General features: G+C 65.0%; 20 protein-coding genes. 4 read left to right on the forward strand and 16 right to left on the reverse strand.

From position 1 onward, the window contains the following. Window positions 1–164 precede the first annotated feature (164 nt). The gene (locus tag EJ068_RS18605) at window positions 165–2546 is read left to right on the forward strand and encodes a polysaccharide biosynthesis tyrosine autokinase (RefSeq protein WP_127249369.1); all 2382 of its coding nucleotides are present in this window, start codon (window positions 165–167) and stop codon (window positions 2544–2546) included. A 44-nt stretch (window positions 2547–2590) separates the two neighbouring features. Here EJ068_RS18605 and EJ068_RS18610 read toward each other — a convergent pair whose 3' ends face one another. Then, window positions 2591–3304, reverse strand: coding sequence for a metallophosphoesterase (locus EJ068_RS18610; protein ID WP_245463148.1), 714 nt, complete (start codon window positions 3302–3304; stop codon window positions 2591–2593). A gap of 456 nt (window positions 3305–3760) precedes the next feature. After that, window positions 3761–5668, reverse strand: a complete 1908-nt coding sequence (locus EJ068_RS18615) for a propionyl-CoA synthetase (RefSeq protein ID WP_127249371.1) — start codon at window positions 5666–5668, stop codon at window positions 3761–3763. Between the two features lie 458 nt (window positions 5669–6126). Between EJ068_RS18615 and EJ068_RS18620 the strand changes: the two genes are divergently transcribed. The 3 genes from EJ068_RS18620 to EJ068_RS18630 are packed head-to-tail and all read left to right on the forward strand — an operon-like array spanning window position 6127 to window position 7834. Further along, complete coding sequence (locus EJ068_RS18620; RefSeq protein WP_127249372.1) at window positions 6127–6414, forward strand: PqqD family protein; 288 nt, start codon at window positions 6127–6129, stop codon at window positions 6412–6414. After that, window positions 6414–6845 carry a lasso peptide biosynthesis B2 protein gene (locus EJ068_RS18625; protein WP_126079783.1) on the forward strand — a complete coding sequence of 144 codons (432 nt, stop codon included), beginning with the start codon at window positions 6414–6416 and terminating at the stop codon, window positions 6843–6845. Before EJ068_RS18620 ends, EJ068_RS18625 begins: the two co-directional genes overlap by 1 nt. After that, window positions 6842–7834 carry a serine kinase gene (locus EJ068_RS18630; protein WP_127249373.1) on the forward strand — a complete coding sequence of 331 codons (993 nt, stop codon included), beginning with the start codon at window positions 6842–6844 and terminating at the stop codon, window positions 7832–7834. The genes EJ068_RS18625 and EJ068_RS18630 overlap by 4 nt, the downstream gene beginning before the upstream one ends. Here EJ068_RS18630 and EJ068_RS18635 read toward each other — a convergent pair. The 14 genes from EJ068_RS18635 to EJ068_RS18700 all read right to left on the reverse strand — a co-directional run bounded on the left by EJ068_RS18635 (window position 7822) and on the right by EJ068_RS18700 (window position 20755). Then, on the reverse strand, window positions 7822–8847 hold the full coding sequence (locus EJ068_RS18635; RefSeq protein ID WP_127249374.1) for a nucleotidyltransferase family protein: 1026 nt from the start codon (window positions 8845–8847) through the stop codon (window positions 7822–7824). The two genes, EJ068_RS18630 and EJ068_RS18635, sit on opposite strands and share 13 nt — an antisense overlap. 169 nt (window positions 8848–9016) lie before the next feature. Then, window positions 9017–10003, reverse strand: coding sequence for a dihydroxyacetone kinase subunit DhaK (dhaK, locus tag EJ068_RS18640; RefSeq protein ID WP_127249375.1), 987 nt, complete (start codon window positions 10001–10003; stop codon window positions 9017–9019). Window positions 10004–10034: 31 nt separating this feature from the next. Beyond that, complete coding sequence (locus EJ068_RS18645; protein ID WP_189342179.1) at window positions 10035–10466, reverse strand: hypothetical protein; 432 nt, start codon at window positions 10464–10466, stop codon at window positions 10035–10037. Between the two features lie 4 nt (window positions 10467–10470). Continuing rightward, complete coding sequence (gene ptsP, locus EJ068_RS18650) at window positions 10471–12045, reverse strand: phosphoenolpyruvate--protein phosphotransferase (protein ID WP_127249376.1); 1575 nt, start codon at window positions 12043–12045, stop codon at window positions 10471–10473. 32 nt (window positions 12046–12077) lie between these two features. Further along, a complete protein-coding gene (locus tag EJ068_RS18655; RefSeq protein WP_127249377.1) occupies window positions 12078–12380 on the reverse strand; it encodes an HPr family phosphocarrier protein in 303 nt (100 codons plus the stop codon). A 19-nt stretch (window positions 12381–12399) separates the two neighbouring features. After that, window positions 12400–12789, reverse strand: coding sequence for a dihydroxyacetone kinase phosphoryl donor subunit DhaM (gene dhaM, locus EJ068_RS18660; protein ID WP_042645089.1), 390 nt, complete (start codon window positions 12787–12789; stop codon window positions 12400–12402). Further along, window positions 12789–13388, reverse strand: a complete 600-nt coding sequence (gene dhaL / locus EJ068_RS18665; RefSeq protein WP_127249378.1) for a dihydroxyacetone kinase subunit DhaL — start codon at window positions 13386–13388, stop codon at window positions 12789–12791. Before dhaL ends, dhaM begins: the two co-directional genes overlap by 1 nt. A 10-nt stretch (window positions 13389–13398) precedes the next feature. Further along, window positions 13399–15039, reverse strand: a complete 1641-nt coding sequence (locus tag EJ068_RS18670; RefSeq protein ID WP_127249379.1) for a dihydroxyacetone kinase subunit DhaK — start codon at window positions 15037–15039, stop codon at window positions 13399–13401. A gap of 64 nt (window positions 15040–15103) precedes the next feature. Then, the gene (locus tag EJ068_RS18675; RefSeq protein WP_127249380.1) at window positions 15104–16117 is read right to left on the reverse strand and encodes an ABC transporter ATP-binding protein; all 1014 of its coding nucleotides are present in this window, start codon (window positions 16115–16117) and stop codon (window positions 15104–15106) included. Next, window positions 16110–17216, reverse strand: coding sequence for an ABC transporter ATP-binding protein (locus tag EJ068_RS18680; protein WP_127249381.1), 1107 nt, complete (start codon window positions 17214–17216; stop codon window positions 16110–16112). The genes EJ068_RS18675 and EJ068_RS18680 overlap by 8 nt, the downstream gene beginning before the upstream one ends. 2 nt (window positions 17217–17218) lie before the next feature. Further along, window positions 17219–17425 carry a hypothetical protein gene (locus EJ068_RS18685; RefSeq protein ID WP_126079774.1) on the reverse strand — a complete coding sequence of 69 codons (207 nt, stop codon included), beginning with the start codon at window positions 17423–17425 and terminating at the stop codon, window positions 17219–17221. Beyond that, on the reverse strand, window positions 17422–18372 hold the full coding sequence (locus EJ068_RS18690; protein WP_129554687.1) for a carbohydrate ABC transporter permease: 951 nt from the start codon (window positions 18370–18372) through the stop codon (window positions 17422–17424). The genes EJ068_RS18685 and EJ068_RS18690 overlap by 4 nt, the downstream gene beginning before the upstream one ends. Next, on the reverse strand, window positions 18369–19316 hold the full coding sequence (locus EJ068_RS18695) for a sugar ABC transporter permease (protein WP_126079773.1): 948 nt from the start codon (window positions 19314–19316) through the stop codon (window positions 18369–18371). Before EJ068_RS18695 ends, EJ068_RS18690 begins: the two co-directional genes overlap by 4 nt. A gap of 107 nt (window positions 19317–19423) precedes the next feature. Continuing rightward, window positions 19424–20755, reverse strand: coding sequence for an ABC transporter substrate-binding protein (locus EJ068_RS18700; protein WP_127249383.1), 1332 nt, complete (start codon window positions 20753–20755; stop codon window positions 19424–19426). Between the last annotated feature and the right edge of the window lie 38 nt (window positions 20756–20793).

Genomic DNA, 20793 nt, shown 5'->3' on the forward strand with positions numbered 1-20793 from the left:
CCATCTTTCGGGTGCATATGCGGTTTCGCGATGGCGCGACAGCCACTCAGGCGCCCGGGCCTTCAGGCCCGGCGCATCCTGGCAGCAACGTTGCGCGGTCTTTTCTGGTCACGACGCGGATCTACCAAGGCCGATAGCGCCTGCAACCTGGAATTGGACCGAACATGAATTATGCCAACTTCCCTCTCGACAAGAGGACGCCCTTGCCCAGTGCCGATCAGGAAAAGGGTGAAGACTTCATCGATGTCGAGCGTCTGCTTGGCATGGCCGCCCGTCAGGCCAAGGTGGTGGCGATCTGCGCCGCCATCGGCCTGTTCCTGGGCGTGGTCTATCTGCAGACCACGCCCAAGCAGTATACGTCCGTGGCGAGCGTCCTGATCGACGAGGGTATGAACAAGGTCATGGACGACATCTCGGCCGCCAGCGCCACGCGGCAGACCGACGCGACGATCCTCAGCCAGATCGAGATCCTCAATTCGGCGCGGCTGGCGTCGGAGGTGGTCGACAAGTTGAAGCTCGACCAGAACCACGACTTCATGAGCCCCCCTCAATCGGCTCTGGCCAAGGGCATTGGGTTCCTGCGCGGCATCGTCGCCTATTTCCGCGGCAATGCCACCGATCAACTCCCTGGCATCCAGAATGTCGATGCCGCCACGCGCGAAGCCATGATCAAGACCGCGACTCACGACTACGCGGTTCTTATGCTGCAGACAGGATTATCGGCCGATCGCGTCAGCCGCTCCAATGTCATCAGCATCAGCTACCAGGCGACAAATCCTGCACTCGCCACGGCCATCACCAAGGCCTATGCGGACGCCTATCTCGCCGACCAGCTCAACGCCAGCTTCGACGCCACCGAGCGCGCGGCCGTGTGGCTGCAGGGCCGGCTGACCGAGTTGCGCGAAAGCTCGCAGGCCGCTTCGCTGGCGGTCGAGAAGTTCAGGGCCGAGCACGGCCTTTCCGCCAACAGCGACGGCCAGTTGCTGAGCGACAAGCAACTCGCCGACCTTAACGCCCAGCTCATCGTCGCGCAGGCCGATACGGCTCGCACCAGCGCCCGCTACCAGCAGTACAAGGCGATCGTCGACAGCGGCTCGGAAAGCGCCTTCAACGATTCGGCCATAGCGGCTGACCAGCCGAGCAGCTCGGTCATCATCGGGCTCAAGACCCGCTATCTGGCCATTGCCAAGCGCCTGCAGGACGTTGAGACCAATTTCGGCAAGGATCACCCGCAGGCGGTCGCGCTGGCCAAGGAAAAGGCCGATGTCTCGGCGCAGATCTTCGGGCAGCTGAAGCAGATCACCGAAAGCTACCGCAACGACTTCGAAGTGGCGCAGGCGCGCGAGACCGCGCTTCGCGACAAGATTTCCACAGCCGCCGGCAAGAGCTCGATCGACAATCAGTCGCAGGTGAAGCTGAAGGAACTCGACCAGCAGGCGCAGGCGCTGACCACGCTCTACCAGACCTTCCTTAGCCGCTATGAGGAAGCTTCGCAGCAGCAGTCCTTCCCGGTCGGCAAGGCCCGCATCATTTCCGACGCGACGATGCCGCTGGCGGCCTCGGGCCCTCGCACCATGCGTGTGCTGGCGCTGTCGCTGGTGCTCGGCCTGATGCTCGGCGCCGGTTTCGGCGGCCTCAACGAGTTCAACGAGCGCTTCTTCAGGACGGGCGAGGATATTCGTGATCGCGCCGGCCTGAAATTCCTCGGCTATCTGCCGACGATCGGCGGCGGCAGGGCCAAGGATTCCAAGGCCGACGACCTGCCGGCTGACGGCAAGGTGGCCAGCCTCTCCTCGGCCGAGAGGCGCGCGCGCATGCGCGTCAGCATCGATGCTCCGGCTTCGATGTTCGCCGAGACGCTGCGCAACGCCAAGATCGCCTTCGACGTCGTAATGGAGGACCGCGGCAGCCGGGTCATCGGCGTCATTTCGGTGCTGCCGGGCGAGGGCAAATCGACGGTGGCCGCGAACCTCGCCGGCCTGCTTGCCGCAAATGGCGCCAAGACCTTGCTCGTCGACGGCGACCTGCGCAATCCTGGCTTGAGCCGCAGCCTTGGCATGGAGGCCGAGCAGGGCCTGATGGAAGCGGTGGTCAATGGCCAGACCTGGCAGTCGGTCGGCAAGGTCGACCGCCAGACCAAGCTTGCGATCATTCCAGCCGTGCTGCGTGGCCAGTTCTCGCACACCAGCGAGCTGCTGGGCTCCGCCGGTATGCGGCGCTTCATCGAGAACGCCAAGGAGACGTTCGAGTACATCATCGTCGACCTGCCGCCGCTCGGACCTGTGGTCGACGCCAAGGCCTTCGCGCCGCTGGTCGACGGCTTCGTGCTGGTAACCGAATGGGGCCGCACGCCGCGCAACATGGTGCGCTCGATGCTGGAATCGGAGCCCTATATCGCCAACAAGGTGATTGGGGCGGTGCTCAACAAGGTCGATTTGAAGAAGCTGGCCAAATACGGCGCGCTCGGCGGCTCGGAACGGTTCTTCGACCGCTACTCGAGCTACTATCTGGAGAAGTCGGAAGCGCGCGCCAAGCAGGCTGCCTGACGTGGAACAGGATCAGGGCGGTTCAGCCCGAAACGGCGAATTGCCTAATCCCGTGAGGACAGCAGCCGGCCGTATTTGCCGACGATCCTGAGCGCGGTCAGTCGCCCCGTCTGGAAGGCGCCGGTGTCGATGTCGAGCCGGCGCCCGTCGAGCTTTGGGACGTCGACGATCGTGTGCCCGTGCACCACCCAGCGGTCGAGCCGGTGCGCCGCCTCGAAGAACTCCTCGCGGATGTTGAGGAGGTCGCCCTCGTCCTGCGCCTCCAGCGCGATGCCGGGCCGGATGCCGGCATGCACGAAGACGAATTGGTCGGAGCAGACCATCGCCGGCAGCGTGCGTAGGAAGTCGACATGGCTGGCGGGAATGGCCTCGCGTATGCGCGCGTCCGCCTGGGCGCTCGAACCGTAGAGGCTAATCAACCGGTCGGGGTCGACGCCGTAGGAGAACAGGGTCTCGCGGCCGCCATAGCCGAGCCAGGTTTCGCGCGACAGATGACCGTCCAGATAAAGGAGCAGCGCGACTTCATGGTTTCCCACGAGGCAGACGCGCTGGAAGCCTTTCCGCGGCGGCGCCATCAGATGGTCGACCACGCGCCGCGAATGCGGGCCGCGATCGATATAGTCGCCCAGCATTATGATGATCTTCCGGCCGCGGAACTGCTGCGCGTCGAGCTCGATTTTCTGTTCCAGCGCGCGCAGTTCGTCATAACAGCCATGCACGTCGCCGATCGCATAGACGATCGTGTCGCGCATATCCATCACAAGGCGCTCGCGCGGCGCGGGTCGAGGGCGTTTCGATCGTTGGAACAGGCTCACGGATTGAGGCTCGGATACTTGCACTGATTTGCGCCTCGATATCATGCCGAATGCAAACAATTCCACACCGGCGGTCCAGGCAGCCAGACGAGCGGTTCCCCGCTTCCACGAAACGGTAGACCCCTCTCGGCGGGCTTCAACAGATGATGGAACAGGGTGGGACCGAGCGGCGGCAGGATGCGCGGCTCGCCGCCGGCCGCTACCGGCCGGTTGACGGCGACGGTAGCAAGGCATCGCGGTATGTCGACGCCGCCGAATGTCATCTCTTGTTGAGCCATGCCGTGCCTTCGGTATGGCCCCCCAGGCAAACTTAAAGTCTGATGCTGCATCGCACAACAAGCGATTGCAGCGCGGGGGAAACTGGCTAATACATTGTTAACGCGGCCGTCTGCCGGGCTGCTACATTCCGATGCCGCGGCCCCTCAGCGCCGCCGCGATCTCGTCGAGGATCGCGGGGTCGTCGATGGTCGCCGGCATCGCCCACTCCTCCTTGTCGGCGATCTTCTGCATCGTGCCGCGCAGGATCTTGCCGGAACGGGTCTTGGGCAGCCGCTTAATCGTCACCACGGTCTTGAAAGCGGCAACCGGGCCGATCCGCTCGCGCACTAGGCTCACCACCTCGCTCTCGATCACGCCGCTGTCGCGGGCCACGCCGGCATTGAGCACGACGAAGCCCAGCGGCACCTGACCCTTCATGGCATCGGCAATGCCGATGACGGCGCATTCGGCGACGTCGGGGTGGGCGGCCAGCACTTCTTCCATGGCGCCGGTCGAGAGACGGTGGCCGGCGACATTGATGATGTCGTCGGTGCGGGCCATCACGTAAAGATAGCCGTCCTCGTCCATCATGCCGGCATCGGCCGTCTTGTAGTAGCCGGGGAATTCTTCCAGGTAGGCCTGGCGGAAGCGGGCGTCGGCATTCCACAGCGTCGGCAGGCAGCCGGCGGGCAGCGGCAGCTTGACCACGACATTGCCGAGCGTGCCGCGCGGCACTTCGTGGCCGGCATCGTCGAGGATGCGGATGTCATAGCCCGGCATCGGCACGCCGGGCGATCCGTATTTCAGCGGCAGCAGCCCGAGACCGGCCGGGTTGATCGTCATCGGCGAGCCGGTCTCGGTCTGCCACCAATGGTCGATCACCGGCCGATCGAGCTTCTGCTCGGCCCATTTGATCGTCTCGGGGTCGGCGCGCTCGCCGGCAAGGAACAGCGTGCGGAACTTCGACAAATCGTATCTCGGCACGAACTCGCCCTTGGGGTCCTGCCCCTTGATGGCGCGGAACGCGGTCGGCGCGGTGAACAGCGCCACGACGCCATGCTCGGAGATCACCCGCCAATAGGTGCCGGCGTCCGGCGTGCCGATCGGCTTGCCCTCGAACAGCACGCTGGTGCAGCCATGCAGAAGCGGCCCGTAGACGATATAGGAATGGCCGACCACCCAGCCGACGTCGGAAGCCGCCCAGAACACTTCGCCCGGCTTGACGCCGAACTCGTTGTCCATGGTCCATTTCAGCGCGACCATATGGCCGCCATTGTCGCGCACGATGCCCTTCGGCTGGCCGGTCGTGCCGGAGGTGTAGATGATGTAGAGCGGGTCGGTGGCCAGCACCGGCACGCAGTCGACATTGGCGCCGGCGGCGCGCTCGCGGGCGACCGCATCGGCATAGTCGATGTCGTAATTGTCCTTCATCTCGCAGCGCAGTTGCTCTCGCTGCAGGATGAGGCAGGCGTCGGGCTTGTGCTTCGACATCTCGATCGCCTTGTCGAGCAGCGGCTTGTAGGCGACGATGCGACCGGGCTCCAGGCCGCAGGAAGCGCTGACGATCAGCTTCGGCTTGGCGTCGTCGATACGGGTGGCGAGCTCATGCGAGGCGAAGCCTCCGAACACCACCGAATGCACGGCGCCTAGCCTCGCGCAGGCCAGCATCGCGATCGCCGCTTCCGCCACCATCGGCATGTAGATGATGACGCGGTCGCCCTTGCCGACGCCGCGATGCCGCATCACCGAGGCCAGCGCGACCACCTCGCGCTTCAGTTCGGCATAGGTGAATTTCCGGATCGTTCCGGTGATCGCGCTGTCATGGATCAGCGCCAGCTGGTCGGCGCGTCCGCCGGCGACATGGCGGTCGATAGCGTTGTAGCAGGTGTTGCAGGAAGCGCCGACGAACCAGCGGCCATAGACGCCTTGCGCCGGATCGAAGACCTTCTCGGCCGGCCTGTCCCAGTCGATCGCCTTCGCCGCTTCGGCCCAGAACCCTACGGGGTCGCGCTTCCAGCCCTCATAGACTTCGTGATAGCGTGAGGCCATCGACATTCCCTCCCAGGACATTTTTTTGCCGTCTGGGAATAGCCTAAGTCGCTTTCATAGGCCATGTCTTCCTGACTTTCGTCGATATCGCCCGTCAAGCTCACCTGTCCGGCGCCGCCATGGCGTCGCCGCTCTTGCTGTCCGTGATGTAAGCCGGCTTAAAGCGGCAGCGCCGCCAGTATCAGCCCGACGCCGCCGGCGATCAGGATCGCCGCCGCAAGCGCCTTCCGATGGCGTTCGAACGCCGTCGGAGCCCGTTCCCAGTTGTAACGCATACAGATCATTCCCCCAAAGCCCGGCGGACTCATAGCTTACGCTAGGGCGGGAAGGCAAGACCTCGCTAATATTCGCCCCACGGCGGGCCGCGCGGCACGGCCGGTCGTTCCCTCCGCCGTCCATGGCGATGGACAGTCTCGCGGTGCCGCGCTATTTGCTCCCGGGCGAAGGGGAGCGGGCGCATGGCCGAGATTGGTTCCAAAACGGTGCTTCGGATGGCGGACGACGCGTCCGTCCAGCATGTCGGCGACGGCGCCGTCGTGCTGTTGGCGCGCAGCGGCCAGCTCTACACTTGCAACGACACGACCGAGGCTTTTCTCGACAAGGTTGATGGCGCGCGCAGCCTCGACCAGATCATCGACCTGTTGTCGGACGAATTCGAGGTCGACAAGGCGACGCTCGACGAGGATATGGCTGAATTGGCGGCCGAGCTGGTGGCTGAGGGCATCCTCGCCGACCTAGGCGTGTGATGACCGACGGACCGGTCCTGCGCGCCCTGTTCCGCGCCCATTTGTGGCTCAGCGCCCGGCTGCTGCCGGTGCTGGTCGGCCGGCGTGATTTCGAAAGCGTGCTGAAGCTGGCGCCGCTGCGCTCGCCCGCGCCCTATCGCGACTTGCCCTGGACCTATATCGTCCAGCGTGTCAACCGAACGGTGCGGCGGCCCTGGTTCATGCGCGACCGCAGATGTCTTCGCGAGGGTCTGCTCGGCTTCCGTTTTCTGCGCATGGCCGGTCTCGACCCCGAGCTGCGTTTCGGCGTCGATGCCAAATCGATGCACGAGCCCCGCCTGTCGGCGCATTGCTGGGTCTGCCTCGACGGCAAGCCGGTGGTCAGCGACAGTCAGCCAGGCATGGTGGAGATCTACCGCCATCCGCCCAGCGTGAAGGCGTCCGCTGCTTGAGCGACCGGACAACGACTTTCTTCTACGATCTCAAAGGGCAGGTCATAAGCCTCACTGCCGCCCGCGCCGACCTCTGGCCGAGCTTCGACCTGATGCTCGGCGCGCTGCGTGTGAGCAAGGCTGCCCGGCCCGGCTTTCGTGTCGATATCATCGAAACGCTTGATCTGCAGGAAAACCCTGAAGGGAAATTGGCTTTCGATGGCGAAGTGCCCTTCGACGGCCATTGCCGGATGATCGACGCCGGAGACGTCTTCCACCTCGTCTTTCCAGGTCAGCAGACGCTGTCGATCCTCGACAAGGAAAGCTGCGCCGAAATCCGCGTCCATCCGGACAGCAAGATCAAATGGACGCTGCTGATGATGGTGCTGGATGCCGCGCTCGATGCCGGAGGGCAGCACATGCTGCACACGGCCGGCCTGACGCTGCCGGGCAGCGAAGCGCTTGTGCTGATCCATGCGCCGAGCGGCACCGGCAAGTCGACGACGTCGCTGGCGCTCGCCTCGCAGGGCTTCGGCCTCTGTTCCGACGACGTCATGATCCTCAGGGCGACACAGGACGGCGTAACGGCCTGGGGCATGCCGCGCAAAGTGAAGATCCATCGCAACACCGCGGCGATGCTGCCTTTCGTGTCGCCCTACCTTGGCGAGACATGGGATGCTGAGGGCGAGCAGGCCGTGTCGCTCGATCGCCTTGGCGAGATCATCCGTGTCGAGGATGTTCGCGCCAGGCCGGTCGCGGCTCTTCTTCATCTTGCCCGCTCGGCCGATGGCAAGACAAGGCTGGTGCCCATGGCCAGGACCGATGCCATGGTGGCTTTGGCCGCCGACAATGTGAGGACCGGCATGACCGGCCTTTTGCCGCTGCAGAAAAGGCGAATGGCGACGATCGCAATATTGGTCAAGACGGTGCCGACCTTCACGCTGGAAGTGGGCGCGAGGCCGGTCGAAGCGGCGCAGCTGATCCGCGCCGCTCTGGGTCAAGCCGGATAGGGCCGTGCCCGCGCCAGCCTCTGCACCCAGCGGAAAGCGTCGCGGCTGAGGCGCGAGCGCAGCTTTTCGCGCGAGTTGACGCGCAGCAGCATGTTGCCGGTGATCAGCCATTTCGCCAGCCTTATCGAGAGGTTCGGCTTGATGCGGTTCGCAAGCTCGATCGCGCGCGGCGCGCCGAACAGACGTCCGGTGACGTTGAGGACCGTCGCCAGCTCAAGCTCTATGCCGGTCATGCGGGCCGCCTCCAGCAGGCGCGCTTCATCTTCCGGCGATCTCAGCGACCGCACGCCTTGCAGCACGTCGACGCAGAGCTGCAGCCGGTGAAACTTGTGGCCGCCGGCGGCATGGACGATGGCGATGGTCAGAAGTGCGGCCGGCGTGTCGGTTTCGCCGCCGTCGATCGCCTGCAACTCGCGGAAGCCGAGCGACAGGCGCCGGCGCATGCCGGTGTCGTGCACCAGATTGCCGTGCAATTCGATCAGCAGGCTGGAATTCTCTTTCTCCAGCCATTTGAACTCCTGCAGTTGGTGCGACTCCGCCTCGCCGCTGCCGAGCCTGAAGCCGCATTCGGCGATCGTCCTGTTGGCTTCCTCGATGCCGGCGGGGTCGACGAGAATGTCGATGTCGGTGAACGGACGGTCGGCAAGCTGGCGGTAGAGCCTGCTCGCGAACACCGGCCCCTTGACGATCCGCGCCGGAACGCCTTTCGCCGCCAGCGCCTTCATGATGCGGTCGCCGTGATATTGCAGCAGCATTGACTGCCCGGTTGCCGTCGTCATCTGGTCGCGTAACTCAGTCAGTTTCTGCGGCAACCTCGCGTCTTTCGGCAGGTTGGCGTCGCCGCGTTCCCTGAACTTGCGCAGCACGATCGGCAGCACGCCGTGGAACTCCGCATTGGCGAGCAGCGCCAACAGGTCACCTGCGGAAACGTCCTTGCCCCAATCGGAGGGCGCCTCGGGGTCGGCAAGGTTGATCAGCAGTTTTTCCTGGGCAGGCGAAAGCTCGGGCAGCATCGTTGAGGCAACAGTGGCAAGGTTCCGCGCATGCTTGCCAGAAAAGTACCGGTGAAGCCAGAGACGCCTAGAGCGGTTCACCGTTTCAGGGAAACGCAGAACCGCTCTATCTCGTTGTTTTGGCGCAATTCCGGACGGAAAACCGCTTCACACTTTTCCTGGAATTGCGCTACATCCCCCAGCGCAGCGCCGCCGTGTGCACCGGAGCATCCCACAGCGCGGCCATGTCATCGTCGAGCATGGTCAGCGTGATCGAGCATCCTGCCATGTCGAGCGAGGTCACATACGAACCGACGAGCGAGCGGATCACCGTCACGCCCTGTTTCTCGAATATCCTGCGGGCGCTGTTGTACATCAGGTAGAGCTCCATCGACGGCGTGCCGCCGAAGCCGTTGACGAACAGCAGCGCCGGCCCTTTGGCGCGTTCACCCAAGTCGCCGGCAATCGCGGCGCAGACCTCCTCGGCGATGGCGTCGGCGCTCTTCAGCGCGTCGCGCCGCCGGCCGGGCTCGCCATGAATGCCGACGCCGAACTCCATCTCGCCGTCGCCGATCTCGAAGGTGGGCTTGCCGGCGGCGGGCACCGTACCGCTGGTCAACGCCACGCCCATCGAGCGCGTCGCGGCGTTGACGTGGTCGCCCAGCGCTTTGAGCGCGGGCAGCGCCATGCCTTGCTCGGCGGCGGCGCCGACGATCTTTTCCACCACCAGCGTGCCGGCGACACCGCGCCGTCCGGTCGTGTAGGACGAGTTCTCGACCGCGACGTCGTCATTGGTCACGACCTGCAGCACGCCGTCCGCCATCTCGGCCGCCATGTCGAAATTCATCACATCGCCTTCGTAATTCTTGACGATGAACAGGCAGCCGGCGCCGGTGTCGACGGCCTGCACGGCCGCGAGCATCTGGTCGGGCGTCGGCGAGGTGAAGACCTGGCCGGGGCAGGCGGCGTCGAGCATGCCGTGGCCGACAAAGCCGCCATGCAGCGGCTCATGGCCGGAGCCGCCGCCCGAGATCAGCGCCACCTTGCCGGGCTTCAGCTCCTTGCGGCGGATGAATTTGTGGTCGTCGCCAAGCACGAGGATATCGGCATGAGCCGCCGCAAAGCCATCGAGGCTTTCGGTCAGCACCGTGTCCACGGTGTTCATAAATTTCTTCATGGCGTCCTCCCAAACAGCCCGGCAACAAAGGTCAGCCGCTGCCCTTGCCGGCGATGCTGGTTATTTTCTGGATGAAGTCGTTGATCGCCCGGTCGAGCGCCGCGTTCTGCCTGTCGTCGCCGAAATCCGGCACGATGAGCGAGACGTGTCGCGTCTTGCGCGGACCGGACGCCGCGGGCGCCTTGCCAGGATGCGCCTGGTGATAGGCGGCCATGAACTGGTCGCGCTCGGCCTGGCTGAAATGGCAGACGGAAAAGATGGAAGGCAGATGCTTTGACGGGATCGGGATCGTATAGGCGGGGCTGGAAATCTGCGTGACGAAGCTGCGGTGCTTGCCGAGCGCGTCGGCCAGGCGCTGGCGCATGCCGGACGGGCGCTGGTCGATGACCTGCGACAGGATCGTCTTGTAGGCGCGGATTGCCTCTTCCGAGCCTGCTTCCGGTATTCTTTCCATCCTGGCCATGCGCCTACACCGCAACGCCCGCGATGGCCGCCTTGGCCGTCGCCAGTTGAGCAGGGGCGACCGAGAGGTCGCGCAAACCGGCCTCGAGCAGCGCCGGGATGGTTGCAGGGTCGCCACCGGCATCGCCGCAGAGGCTGACTGGAATTCCCTTCTCCAGTCCGAACGCGGCAACCGCCGCGATCAGCCGCAGCACCGCCGGCTGGCGAACGGAATTGAGATGCGCGACCGCCGCGTTGTCCCGCGCGGCCGCCATCACATATTGCGTCAGGTCGTTGGAGCCGATCGAGAAGAAGGCAATGTCGGCGAAATCCTCCGGCGCCAGCGCCACGGACGGCACCTCGACCATGATGCCGAGCGGCGGCAGCTTGTGCGCTACGCCCTGCGCGACAAGCGCGGCCTGTTCCTGCGCGAACAGCGCGGCAGCTTGGCTGTATTCGTCAGGCGTGGCGATCATCGGGAACATCACCCTCAGATTGCCGTGGATGGCGGCGCGCAGCAATGCCCGGATCTGCACGCGGAAGATGTCGAGCCGCTTGAGTGACAGCCTGATGCCGCGCAGGCCGAGAAACGGATTGGTCTCCTCGACGGTGAAACCCGGCACCGGCTTGTCGCCGCCGGCGTCCACGGTGCGGATGGTCACCGGCTTGCCGCCGGCCCATTCCAGCACCTTGCGGTAGGCGTGGTATTGCGTCTCCTCGTCCGGCAGTGTCTTGCCGAACAGGAATTCCGTTCGCATCAGGCCGACGCCGTCGCAGGTCTCGATATCGATGCCTTCCACATCCGAAGGGTAGGCGATGTTGACCTGCACGCGCACCGCGGTGCCGGCCTTGGTCACCGCCGGCTCCGTCAGGAATGTCCGCGCTGCGCCCTGGCGGTCGGCGAAGGAGGAGGCCGATTGGCGGAAGGTTTCGACCTCGGCCGGCGACGGGGAGAAAATGATCGCGCCATGCTCGGCATCGAGCAGCGCGTCGCCCGTGCGCGGTGCGGCCAAGGCGCCGAGACCGACGACCATAGGCACGCCGAGCGAGCGCGCCAGCATCGCGACATGGCTGGCCGTGCTGCCGCGCTGTAGCGCGATGCCGCCGCCCTTGCTCCAATCGGTTTCGAGGAAGCGCGTCGGCGCGATGTCCTCGCCATGGAGGATCGCGCCCGGAGGCGCCGCCGCCTCGCCATCCTTGCTCAGCGCCCGCAGCACCTGGTCGCGGATGTCGCGCAGATCGGCGGCGCGGGCGCGGAAATAGTCCTGGTCCGACGCTTCGTAGCCGGCGATCTCACGGTCGAGCGCCGCGCGCCAGGCGGCGTCCGCCGGCTGCCCGGAGCCGATCGCCGCCAGGGCCGGACCGCTCAAGGCATCGTCCTCCAGCATGGCGATGTGGAATTCGAGGATGCCGGCGGCTTCGCCATCGGCCGTTGCGGCCAGAACCGCCAGCCGACCGACGGCCTTGCCGATTGCGCTCACCAGTGCGGCTTGTTCTTCCCCGGCGCTCGCCTTGGCCTTGTAGCTGACCGGAGGCTGGTCGAGGTCGAACAGCGGACCTTCGGCATAACCGGGAGAGGCGGGGATACCCTCAATCCGCATGACCCGGTTTCCCACGGACATGCGGATCCGTTTCAAGCGGACCGGGCATGATCCGCATCCTCGTCGAAATCGCGCTGCACCAGATCGACCAGCGCTTTCACCGCCTGGGTCGCGCCGTCGCCCTTGGCGCGGATATGCAGCATGGTCCCTTTCGGCGCCTTCGCCGCCATCACCTTGACGATGCTCTTGGCGTCGAACCAGGGGCCGTTGGCTGCCACCGCCACCTCCACCTCGGCCGCGAACGTCTTGGCGAGCTTCGTGAACTTCACCGAAGGGCGCGCATGCAGGCCCACCGCGTGGGTGATCAGGACCGTTGCTTCGGCGGATGCGGACATTCAGTCGGTTCCTGTTCGTTCACGACGGCGACAGTTCATGCGCCGTCGCCACCACTTCCTTGAGCGAGGCGCCGCCGGAGGATTCGGTCGCGGCCATCACCGCGCCTTCGACGATCGGCGCGTTGCAGACCACGATCTTGTGCGAGCGCGGCTCGCCGATCATCTCGACCGCCATCTCCGAGTTGGTCTCGGCGCCGCCGAGATCCACCAGGATGGCGACGCCCGCTTCCGACCAGGCCTTGTCGATCGCGCCCATGATCGCCTCGACGCTGGTGCCGAGCCCGCCATGGCCGTTTCCGCCGCACCATGCAAGCGGCACTTCGTCGCCCACCATCTGGCGCACCATGTCGGCCGTGCCCTCGGCGACGAGGGGCGAATGCGACACGATGACGATCCCGACATTGCTCATCAATTGCCCTCTATCGCTTCCGCGACCGCGCGCACCAGAAGCGCGGTCGAGCGCGCTCCGGCGTCCATATGCCCGATCGAGCGCTCTCCCAGGAAGGAAGCGCGCCCGCGCAGGGCCCTCATCGGAACCGTGGCCTCGGCCGCCTTGTCGGCTGCGTCGGCGATCTCGCCGGCCGTCTTGCCCTGCGCCAGCGCCTCATACACCGGCTGCAGCACGTCGAGCATGGTTTTTTGGCCAACCTGCGATTTACCCCGCGCGGCCACCGCGTCGATCGCCCTGCCGAACGCCGCCGTCAGCCCGCCTCTATCGGGTGCCGCCGGCAGGTCCTTGCCGAGCGCCATGAAGAACGTGCCGAACAGAGGGCCGGAGGCGCCGCCGACCGTCATCACCAGCTTGGTGCCGACCGCTTTCAGCGCTTCGGGCAGCGGCTTCGCTGAAAAGACGTCCGCCTCCGCGCGCACCGCCTCGAAGCCGCGCTTCATGTTCAGCCCGTGGTCGCCGTCGCCGATCGCCTGGTCGAGCGCGGTCAACTCCTCGGCATGCGCCGCGATCGTATCGGCCGCCGCCGTGATCAGTCTGGAGAAATCGGCTGCGGCCATTGTCCGTCCTTCATGCCGGGGCGAACAGCGCCGCCACGGCAGCGAAAACCTCGGCAACCGCGAAGGCGCCCGGATCGGCGATGTCGAGTTGCCTGCCGATATAGGCGGAGCGGCCCGCTTTTGCCTTCTGCATCGCGGCGGTTGCCTCGGTACCTTGCCGCGCCGCCTTGGCGGCCGCTTCCAGCTCGCTCGCGTCAAGGGCTTTCAGCGCCGGCTCGAGCGCATCGACCATGGTGCGGTCGCCGACCTTGGCGCCGCCGTAGAAGGTCATCCGGTCGAGCCCGGCGAGCAAGGCCTTGGTGAGCGGGGCGCCAGCGCCGAGCGCTTGCGAGGCTGCGGTGAAGAAGATCGACAACAGCACGCCGCTGGAACCGCCCATCGAGGTGCCGAGCGTATCGCCGATCGCGGCGGCGGTTGCGGCGCGATCGGCAAGCGGCAGCGTGTCGATGCGTTCGAGGATGCTGCGCGCTCCGGTCGCAACGGTGGAGCCGGTGTCGCCGTCGCCAGCCTTGGCGTCGAGCGCGTTGAGCGGCTCTTCGAGCGCGATCAGCTTCTGGCAGACGGCCTTGATCAGCCGCTCGGCGGCCGCATCGCGGCTGGCGGGCTTTGCGGTCGCACCGGCAGCGGGTCTTGCCATCGCCACGACGACCGGCGCGCGAACCGGCTTTGCCGGCAGCCAGGCATGCGGGCCGACGGGCGCCAGCAGCGCTTTCTCGCGTTCCGCATCCAGTCTGATCAGCGACAGCGAGAAGCCGTTCATGTTGAGCGCGGTCATCAGGTGCCCGGGCCCGATCGTCAGCGCCGCCGCCTTTGCCAGCGACGAAGACAGCACGGCATTCGCAATCAGCGCCATTTCGAGCGGCGGCACTGAGCCGAGATTGTTGATCAAAAGCGCATAGCGGCTGTGCGGATCGAGCCGCGCGGCGAGGCGCTCCGCCATGATGGCGACCAGCTTGCTGGCGGCCTCCAAGGCGATGCGCTCGACGCCGGGCTCGCCATGGATGCCGAGTCCGAGCTCGCCATCATTCGTGCCGAAGCGCTCCTCATGCGCCTGCCCGGGGATCGAGCAGGAGGAAAGCGAGATGCCGAGCGAAACGATGTCCTTGGCCGCCGCACGCGCCGCCGCGACAACCGATGCCAGGTCATGGCCGGATTCCGACAGGTGCCCGGCGATCTTGTGCACGAACAGCGTGCCGGCAACGCCGCGCGGCTGCGCGATGTCCGGTAAGGCGATGTCGTCGGCGACGATCACCATCTCGACCGCGAGACCTTCGGCACGCGCCTTCTCCGCCGCCAGTCCGAAATTGAGCCGGTCGCCGGTATAGTTTTTCACGATCAGCAGGCAGCCGGCGGGGCCGGTCGTGGCGCGGATCGCCGCCAGCACCGCCTCGACGCTCGGCGAGGCGAAGATCTCGCCGGAGACCGCCGCCGTCAGCATGCCGGCGCCGACGAAGCCGGCATGCGAGGGTTCATGCCCAGCGCCGCCGCCGGAGACCACGGCCACCTTTGTCTTGTCCCAGTCGGCGCGCAGCACGACCTTGATCTCGGGGTAGCCGTCGAGGCGGGCCAGCGCGCCCGATCCCGCCGTGGCGAGGAAGCCGTCGAGCGCTTCGGTGACGATCGTGTCCTTGCGGTTGAAAAAGTGCTTCATGGATTTCGTCCAGTCCGTATCTGCGGCCGTCAATCGGTATGCGAATATATTTGGGATGTCTCGGCTACATCAGTCTTTGCCCGTCCGAGTCGAAATAGAGCGGCGCGATGTAGCGGATCGTCACCTTGTCCCCCTTGGCTAAAGACGTGTCTGGATCGGTCAGCGTCACCAGCTTCTTCGCCCCCACCGTCACATGCAGGTGGTTCTGGTCGCCGAGATGCTCGACCCAGTCGACGACGCCGTCGGCATGGCCGTTCGTTGCCTTCTCGATCGCGAGATGCTCGGTGCGGGCGCCGATCGTTTTCGTTCCGGTCGGCGCGCCCCCGTCGGGCAGGAGCCCGGCCGGCAGAAGGTTGATCGCCGGCTGACCGAGGCGGGCCGCGACATGAAGGTTTGCCGGCTCGGAATAGATCGCGCGCGGCGTGCCGATCTGCACCAGGACGCCGTCGGCGAGGATGCCGATGCGGTCGGCCATGGTCATGGCCTCGATCTGGTCATGCGTGACATAGAGCATGGTGGCGCCGAGCTCGGACTGGATGCGCTTCAGCTCGAGCCGGAGATCGGCGCGCAGCTTGGCGTCGAGCGAGGACAGCGGCTCGTCCATCAGGTAGATAGCCGGCTTGCGCACCAGGGCGCGGCCGATGGCGACGCGCTGCATCTCGCCGCCCGACAGCTTCGTCGAGCGGTTGTCGAGCTTGTGGTCGATGCGCACCATGCGCGCCACCTCTTCGACGCGGCGGCGCACCGCCTCCTCCGGAAAGCGCCGCGCCGGCGAGCGCAGCGGGAAGGCGAGATTGTCGAACACCGACAGATGCGGATAGAGCGAATATTGCTGGAAGACGAAAGCGGTATCGCGTTCGGCCGGCGACAGGGTCGTGGCGTCATGGCCGCCGATATGGATCGTGCCGCTATCCGGCCGCTCCAGGCCGGCAATCAGCCTCAGCGTCGTCGTCTTGCCGGCGCCGGTCGGCCCGAGCAGCACGACGAACTCGCCGTCCTTGATCGTAAGGTCGAGATCGTCGATCGCGACGGTGTCGCCAAAACTCTTGGTCACGCCCTGGATACGGACATCAGCCATGGCGCGCCTCCGCTGCCTGATCATGCATGGCGGTCCTGACCGCGCGTCCGGAACCCTTCTCGAACAGCGACAGCCGCGCGCTGCTCAGCGTCAGCCCGACCTGCTCGCCGGGGCTGAGATGGATGCCGGCCGGCACCCGCGCCTTGATGATGCCGTCGGCCGTCTCTACCGCGACGATCTGCGTGGTGCCGAGATATTCGGTGCCATAGATCGCGCCGCGCAGCTTCGAGCCGTCGTCGAAGCGGATGTGCTCGGGCCGGATGCCGAGCGCCATGTCAGCGGGCGCGATGTCCTCGCGCACTTCCGGCACCGCCACCTTGGAGCCCTGAACGACGATCTCCTTCGCGCCCTTGGCGAGCCCGCCGCCGAATTTCAGGAAATTCATCGGCGGCGAGCCGATGAAATCGGCGACGAACATGGTCGCCGGCCGGTCGTAGATCTCGCGCGGCGTGCCGAACTGCTCGATGACGCCGTGGTTCATCACCGCTATCTTGTCGGCCATCGACATCGCTTCCATCTGATCGTGCGTGACATAGACGGTCGTGGCGTGGATGCGGTTGTGCAGCTCGCGCAGCTCATGCACCATCAGATCGCGGAACTCGGTGTCGAGGGTCCCCAGCGGCTCGTCCATGAGAAAACATTTCGGCCGCCGCACGATGGCGCGGCCGAGCGCGACGCGCTGGCGGTCGCCGCCGGCAAGACCGGAGACGGATTTGTCGAGCAGGTGATCGATGCGCAACAGCTTCGCGGTCTCCTCGACGCGGCTGCGGATTTCGGCTGCCGGCATGCCCTGCGCCAGCAGCGGAAAGCCGATATTCTTGCGCACGTTCATATGCGGATAGAGCGCGAAGAGCTGGAAGACGAAGGCGATGTCGCGCTCGCGCGCCCGGCGCATGGTGACATCCTCTCCGCCAAGCAGGATCTTGCCGCCGGTCGGCAATTCGAGACCGGCGATCATGCGCAGCGTCGTTGTCTTGCCGCAGCCGGACGGTCCGAGCATGACGAAGAATTCGCCGTCCTCGACGACGAAATTGGAATCCTGCACGGCGACGAAGGCGCCGAAGGCTTTCCTCAAGTTCTGAACACGGATCTCGGCCATCTCTATTCCGGAAATTTCGAGACGATGATGAACATCACCGTGCCGGCGAGCATGGTGATGAAGGAATAGGTGTAGAGCGACAGCGCGAAGGACTGGAACAGCATCAGGAAGCCGATCGCGATGATCGCCGTGGCGATGTTCTCCATCAGCCCGCGCCTTGCCCAGACGGGCCAGCGCGATTTGCGTTTTGCAGTCTGGATCGTGCTCATTTGCGCACCGCGCCGAAGGTGATGCCGCGCAAGAGTTGCTTGCGGAGCAGGATGGTGAAGACGAGGATCGGCACCAGGAAGATGGTTGTGCCGGCCGCCACCGCCGGCCAGTCCTGGCCGCCCTCGCCGATGATGGTCGGGATGAAGGGCGGCGCGGTCTGCGCCGTGCCGGAGGTCAGCAGAGCGGCGAACGCGTATTCGTTCCAGGCAAAGATCAGGCAGAAGATCGCGGTCGCGGCGATGCCGGTCGTGGCCTGCGGCAGCACGGTGCGCCAGAACGCCTGCAGCCGCGTATAGCCGTCGATCATCGCCGCCTCTTCATATTCGCGCGGGATCTCTTCGATGAAGCCTTTGAGCAGCCAGACTGCCAGCGAGACGTTGACCGCCGTGTAGAGCAGGATCATGCCGAGCGCGGTGTCGGAGAGGCCGAGCTCGCGATACATCAGGTAGATCGGGATCGCCACCGCGATCGGCGGCATGAAGCGCGTCGACAGGATGAAGAACAGAAGGTCGTCGGCCAGCGGCACCTTGAAGCGCGAGAAGCCATAGGCCGAGAGCGTGCCCAAAAACACCGCGCAGAAGGTCGAGCCGAAGGCGATGATCAGCGAGTTGACGAAGCGCGGCAGGAAGTTCGACGGCCCGGCCATCACCATGTTGCGCTTGCGCACGGTCTCGTCGCAGAAACCGGTCGCCGGTCCGAGCGAGTTGATGTATTCCGGCGTCTGCCGTGTGCGGGTGGTGAACAGGTTGCAATAGCCTTCGATGCTCGGCTGGAAGACGATCTTGGGCGGATAGGCGATCGAGTCCGGCGGCGTCTTGAAGCTGGTGGCGAAGATCCACAACAGCGGCACGATCGAGATCAGCGCATAGGCTATGATGATCGTGCCGGCGATCAGCTTCGCGTTCGACGAGGGTGCTACGACGGAATGGGCGGTGGTCAGGCTCATCTCTGCTTCACCTTGTTGAGCGCCTTGACGTAGATGTTGGCCAGCCCGAACACCGCGACGAACAGGATGATGGCGAAGGCCGAGGAATAGCCGGTGCGCCAGCTTTCGAAGGCCTGCCGCTTCAGCGTGATCGAGGCGACCTCGGTGGTCGAGCCGGGTCCGCCGCCGGTCAAGAGGTTGACCATGTCGAACATCTTGAAGTTCTCGATGCCGCGGAACAGCACCGCCAGCATGATGAAGGGCAGCGCCATCGGCAGCGTGATCGACCAGAACTGCCGCCAGTTGGAGGCGCGGTCGACCTCGGCCGCCTCATAGATGTATTCGGGGATGGAGCGCAGGCCGGCGAGGCAGATCAGCATCACGTAGGGCGTCCACATCCAGGTGTCGACGATGATGATCGCCCACGGCGCCAGCTCGACATTGGACAGCATCTGCACATTCGTCGGCGGAATGCCGGTGACGAAGGAGATGACATAGGAGAACAGCCCGATCTGCGGCTCGTAGAGGAAGCGCCAGAAATTGCCGACCACCGCCGGCGACAGCATCATCGGCACCAGGATGATTGTGGTCCAGAAGGCATGGCCGCGGAACTTGCGGTCGATCAGCCAGGCCAGCGTGAAGCCGATCACCGTCTGCAGCAGGATCGTCCAGAACACGAAATGCGCCGTCGTCTGCATGGCGATCCAGATGTCGTGGTCGCCGAGGATGCGCTGGTAATTGGCGAGCCCGAGGTTCTTCACCACTTCGTTGGGGCGGTTGGCGCGGTAGTTGGTGAACGACAGATAGATCGCCCAGAACAGCGGGAAGATGTTGATGGCAAGCAACAGAAGGATCGTCGGCGAGATGAACAGCCAGGCGAGGCCCTTGTCGCTGATGCCCCGGATCCTCTTGGCCAACGGCTCCGGGGTCGCCCGGGCAACGTTGTCCGCAGTCCGATTGAGCATGGTAAGTCCTGCTTCGGTCACGGGTCAGTCTCGGCTATGGAATTTATCTGAACTGCGTCCCGTGCCAAGGGCGGCACGGGACGCCTCGATCAAGCTCGGGAGGAGCCTTACATCTTGCCGTCGTCCTGGAAGACCTGCGTCCAGTCCTTGACCAGGCCGTCGAGCGCGTCCTTGGCCGAGCCCTGGCCGGCCACGACATAGTCATGGAAGCGCTTCTGCGAGGCCTGCAGCAGCGGCGCGTAGCTGGGTTCGGCCCAGAAATCCTTCACAATGGCCATCGAGTCCAGGAAGGCCTGCGCATAGGGCTGGCTGGAGGGGAACTTCGGGTCCTTGACCACGGAGTTCAGGCAGGAATAGCCGCCGAGCGACCACCACTTGGCCTGCACGTCCTTGTTGGCGAACCACTTGATGTATTTCAGCGCCGATTCCTGCTTGTCGGAGTAGGACACCACCGAGATGCCCTGGCCGCCGAGCTGCGCGAACTGATCGCCGTCGGGACCTTTCGGATTGACGAAATAGCCGATCTTGTCGCCGCCGACATTCTCGTCCTTCTGCAGGCCGGGCCAGGTGAAGGCGAAGTTCATATGCATCGCCACCTGTCCGGATTTGAAGGCGTCGACACCTTCGCCCATGTAGGCATTGGAGGAACCAGGAGGCGTGCAGCAGTCGTAGAGCGCTTTGTAGAATTCCAGCCCCTTCACCGATTTCTCGGAGTTGACGAAGCCTTCCATCTCATAGGGCTTCTTCGGGTTCTCATACTGGAAGCCAAAGCTGTAGAGCACATCCATGGCGCCCATGGTGATGCCTTCCGAGCCGCGCTCGGTGTAGATCGACGCGCCATAGACGGTCTTGCCGTCGATCTGCCGCTTCTGGAAGAATTCAGCGATCTGCTTCAGCTGGTCGAAGGTGGTCGGCGCGGCGAGGTCCCAGCCATACTTCTCCTTGAATTCCTTCTGCAGCTCGGGCTTGGAGAACCAGTCCTTGCGGTAGGTCCAGCCGACGACGTCGCCCATCGCCGGCAGCGCCCAGTAGTTCGGCGTGTTCTTCGGCCATTCCGAGTAGCCGACAACGGTCGCCGGCACGAAGTCGTCCATGCTGATCTTCTCCTTGTCGAAGAAGTCGTTCAGCTTGACGTAATGGCCGTTCTCGGCGGCGCCGCCGATCCACTGGCTGTCGCCGATGATCAGGTCGCAGAGCTTGCCGTGCGAGTTGAGCTCGTTGAGGAAGCGGTCGGCGTAGTTCGTCCACGGCACGAACTCGAACTTCATGCCTATGCCGGTTTCCTTGGTGAAGTCCTTGGACAGTTCCACAAGCGCGTTGGCCGGATCCCAGGCCGCCCAGCACAGCGTCAGGTCTTCCGCATGCGCGACGTTCGAGACGGCTGTCGACGCAAACATCGCCGAGGCCAGTCCCAACGCCAGTTTCAAGGTCGATTTCATGCCTTACCTCCCATTTGCGAAACGCGTCCGGATGACGG

Source organism: Mesorhizobium sp. M2A.F.Ca.ET.043.02.1.1, from assembly GCF_003952405.1.
Classification (GTDB): domain Bacteria; phylum Pseudomonadota; class Alphaproteobacteria; order Rhizobiales; family Rhizobiaceae; genus Mesorhizobium.

Coding starts and splice junctions, on each gene's coding strand:
- EJ068_RS18605 (WP_127249369.1), top strand. CDS start 165: ATGAATTATGCCAACTTCCCTCTCGACAAGAGGACGCCCTTGCCCAGT.
- EJ068_RS18610 (WP_245463148.1), bottom strand. CDS start 3,304: ATGGATATGCGCGACACGATCGTCTATGCGATCGGCGACGTGCATGGC.
- EJ068_RS18615 (WP_127249371.1), bottom strand. CDS start 5,668: ATGGCCTCACGCTATCACGAAGTCTATGAGGGCTGGAAGCGCGACCCC.
- EJ068_RS18620 (WP_127249372.1), top strand. CDS start 6,127: ATGGCCGAGATTGGTTCCAAAACGGTGCTTCGGATGGCGGACGACGCG.
- EJ068_RS18625 (WP_126079783.1), top strand. CDS start 6,414: ATGACCGACGGACCGGTCCTGCGCGCCCTGTTCCGCGCCCATTTGTGG.
- EJ068_RS18635 (WP_127249374.1), bottom strand. CDS start 8,847: ATGCTGCCCGAGCTTTCGCCTGCCCAGGAAAAACTGCTGATCAACCTT.
- dhaK (WP_127249375.1), bottom strand. CDS start 10,003: ATGAAGAAATTTATGAACACCGTGGACACGGTGCTGACCGAAAGCCTC.
- EJ068_RS18645 (WP_189342179.1), bottom strand. CDS start 10,466: ATGGCCAGGATGGAAAGAATACCGGAAGCAGGCTCGGAAGAGGCAATC.
- ptsP (WP_127249376.1), bottom strand. CDS start 12,045: ATGCGGATTGAGGGTATCCCCGCCTCTCCCGGTTATGCCGAAGGTCCG.
- EJ068_RS18655 (WP_127249377.1), bottom strand. CDS start 12,380: ATGTCCGCATCCGCCGAAGCAACGGTCCTGATCACCCACGCGGTGGGC.
- dhaM (WP_042645089.1), bottom strand. CDS start 12,789: ATGAGCAATGTCGGGATCGTCATCGTGTCGCATTCGCCCCTCGTCGCC.
- dhaL (WP_127249378.1), bottom strand. CDS start 13,388: ATGGCCGCAGCCGATTTCTCCAGACTGATCACGGCGGCGGCCGATACG.
- EJ068_RS18670 (WP_127249379.1), bottom strand. CDS start 15,039: ATGAAGCACTTTTTCAACCGCAAGGACACGATCGTCACCGAAGCGCTC.
- EJ068_RS18675 (WP_127249380.1), bottom strand. CDS start 16,117: ATGGCTGATGTCCGTATCCAGGGCGTGACCAAGAGTTTTGGCGACACC.
- EJ068_RS18680 (WP_127249381.1), bottom strand. CDS start 17,216: ATGGCCGAGATCCGTGTTCAGAACTTGAGGAAAGCCTTCGGCGCCTTC.
- EJ068_RS18685 (WP_126079774.1), bottom strand. CDS start 17,425: ATGAGCACGATCCAGACTGCAAAACGCAAATCGCGCTGGCCCGTCTGG.
- EJ068_RS18690 (WP_129554687.1), bottom strand. CDS start 18,372: ATGAGCCTGACCACCGCCCATTCCGTCGTAGCACCCTCGTCGAACGCG.
- EJ068_RS18695 (WP_126079773.1), bottom strand. CDS start 19,316: ATGCTCAATCGGACTGCGGACAACGTTGCCCGGGCGACCCCGGAGCCG.
- EJ068_RS18700 (WP_127249383.1), bottom strand. CDS start 20,755: ATGAAATCGACCTTGAAACTGGCGTTGGGACTGGCCTCGGCGATGTTT.